Origin of the sequence: Gordonia sp. i37 (genome assembly GCF_002043085.1) — a bacterium.
Classification (GTDB): domain Bacteria; phylum Actinomycetota; class Actinomycetes; order Mycobacteriales; family Mycobacteriaceae; genus Gordonia; species Gordonia polyisoprenivorans.
The window spans coordinates 1-2,001 of record NZ_MVPX01000661.1 but is presented as its reverse complement, the minus strand read 5'-3'; the positions used below and the strand labels follow the sequence as shown (position 1 = coordinate 2,001).

The 2,001-nt window shown below is 68.9% G+C and carries 1 protein-coding gene; it reads left to right on the top strand.

Features of this window, described 5'->3' with window-relative positions; genetic code table 11:
- On the top strand, positions 1 to 2,001 hold a 2,001-nt coding region (locus B1964_RS29430), incomplete at both ends, for an acyltransferase domain-containing protein (protein ID WP_253194274.1).

The window sequence follows — 2,001 nt, the reverse complement described above, 5'->3', positions numbered from 1 at the left end:
TGGGAACCCGGTCCCAGCAACCGCTGGAACCAACTAACCGAGCCTCCAGCAAACCCGGGGCGATTCACTACTACGCCGCCGCGGCGATGCCCGACCTGCGGGTGGCCGCGCTGTTCGCCGGTCAGGGCAGTCAGTACGTGGACATGGGTATCACCGCGGCACTCAACGTGCCCACGCTCGCCCGTGCCTTCGATGATGCCAATGCCGTCTTCGCCGGCGCTTCGACGAGACTGGGCTCGGTGGTGTATCCGCCGCCGGCGTTCACCGACGAGGACCGGGAGGCGCAGGAAATCATGTTGCGTCGCACGGAATTCGCGCAGCCCGCCATCGGTGCCCTCGCTGCGGGGCAGTTCGGGTTCCTGGCCGAGCTCGGTCTGTCCGTCACCGACTTCGCGGGACACAGTTTTGGTGAACTCACCGCGCTGTGGGCGTCGGGATCGTTGAGCGACAACGATTTCCATGCACTCGCGCGCGCCCGTGGAGCGGCGATGGCACCGTCCGGCGACGGCGATCGAGGAACCATGCTCGCCGTTCAGACCGACCGCGACCGGGTGGAGGAGATGCTCGACGGTCGTGACGACATCTGGCTCTGTAACCACAACGCACCCGACCAGGTGGTCGTCGGAGGCGGCACGGACGCGGTCGAGCGCTTTGCCGCCGACGCGCGCGATGCGGGTCTCAACGTTCGGCAGTTGCCGGTGTCGGCGGCCTTCCACACCCCCTACGTCGACCATGCGGTCGATGCCTTTCGCTCGGCGGCCGAGGCTGCGACAATCAGTGCTCCACACGGAGTTGTGTACGCCAATTCGCCTGGCGCGCACTACGGGGATGACATCGAACACAACCGCGACACCCTGGTCGGCCAGTTGCGCCGGCCGGTCGAGTTCGCCGCGGCGTTGTCGGCGATGGCCGACGCGGGGTGCAATGTCTTCGTCGAGTTCGGCCCCAAGAAGGTGCTCACGTCACTGGTCGACCGCACTCTCGACGACGTTGTCGCGATACCCACCGACGCGGGTCCGCTCGGTGACAGTGACGTGGCACTCAAGCGTGCCGCTGTTCACCTCGCGGTGCTGGGTGCACCCCTGACCGGTATCAACCGTTACGCCTCCGATCCGGTGGCGCCGCGACCGTCGACGGGCATGACGGTCACCCTGTCGGCGCCGGAATACGTTCCCGCCGTGCGCAAGCAGGCTTACCAGGATGCGCTACACGACGGCTTTCGCATCGGTGCCCAACCAACAGCGGCCCAGTCGACGGCGGCCCAGTCGACGGCGGCTCAGTCAGCGGCAGCACAGTCGATGGCGGGCCGGCCGAACGGAACGACCGTCGACGTCTCGTCACAAGCGCCGCCGATCGCTGCCACCACGCTCGCACAACCCACAGAGAGTGACATGACCATGGAGATCCCCTCTGCCCCCGACGTCACCGTCAATCCGACACGGCCTGCGGCCGAGAAGGTCGCAGCCCCGGCGGGTGACCTCGGTGCGCTCCTGGCCGATCACCTGCACACCCACCGCGGCTATCTGGAAGGGCAGCTGACCCTGGCTCGCGAACTGGCGCAGGCGGTTGCGCAACCCCACGCCGACCCGGCGACGCTCGCCGCGATCGGCGCGGTCAGCACGCACGGAATTGCCATCAGCGAGGGGCACATTCGTGCCAGCGAGGTCATTGCCGAGATCGTCGCGCTGGACCAGGGGGCCGCGCCGACCGTTCCGATGCGCACCTCGCCCGCACCGTCGATGGACATCATGCGGGAGGAGTCGAGCCCGGCGGCCCTCGCCCCGTCGGCGGTGCAACCGACTGTGTCGCAGGCGCAGGGTCTCCGGACCACCGACGCGCCGTCCGTCGGTTCACCGGCCGGCCCCGAGGAGGCGCCCCCTGAACGGACCTCGCCGGAGCCGACCTCGCCGGAGCCGACCTCGCCCGAGCCCACCTCGCCCGACCAGGCTGCTGTGCAGACCGCGGTGACCGCCGACGATGTGCGGTCGGCGCTGCGGGAGG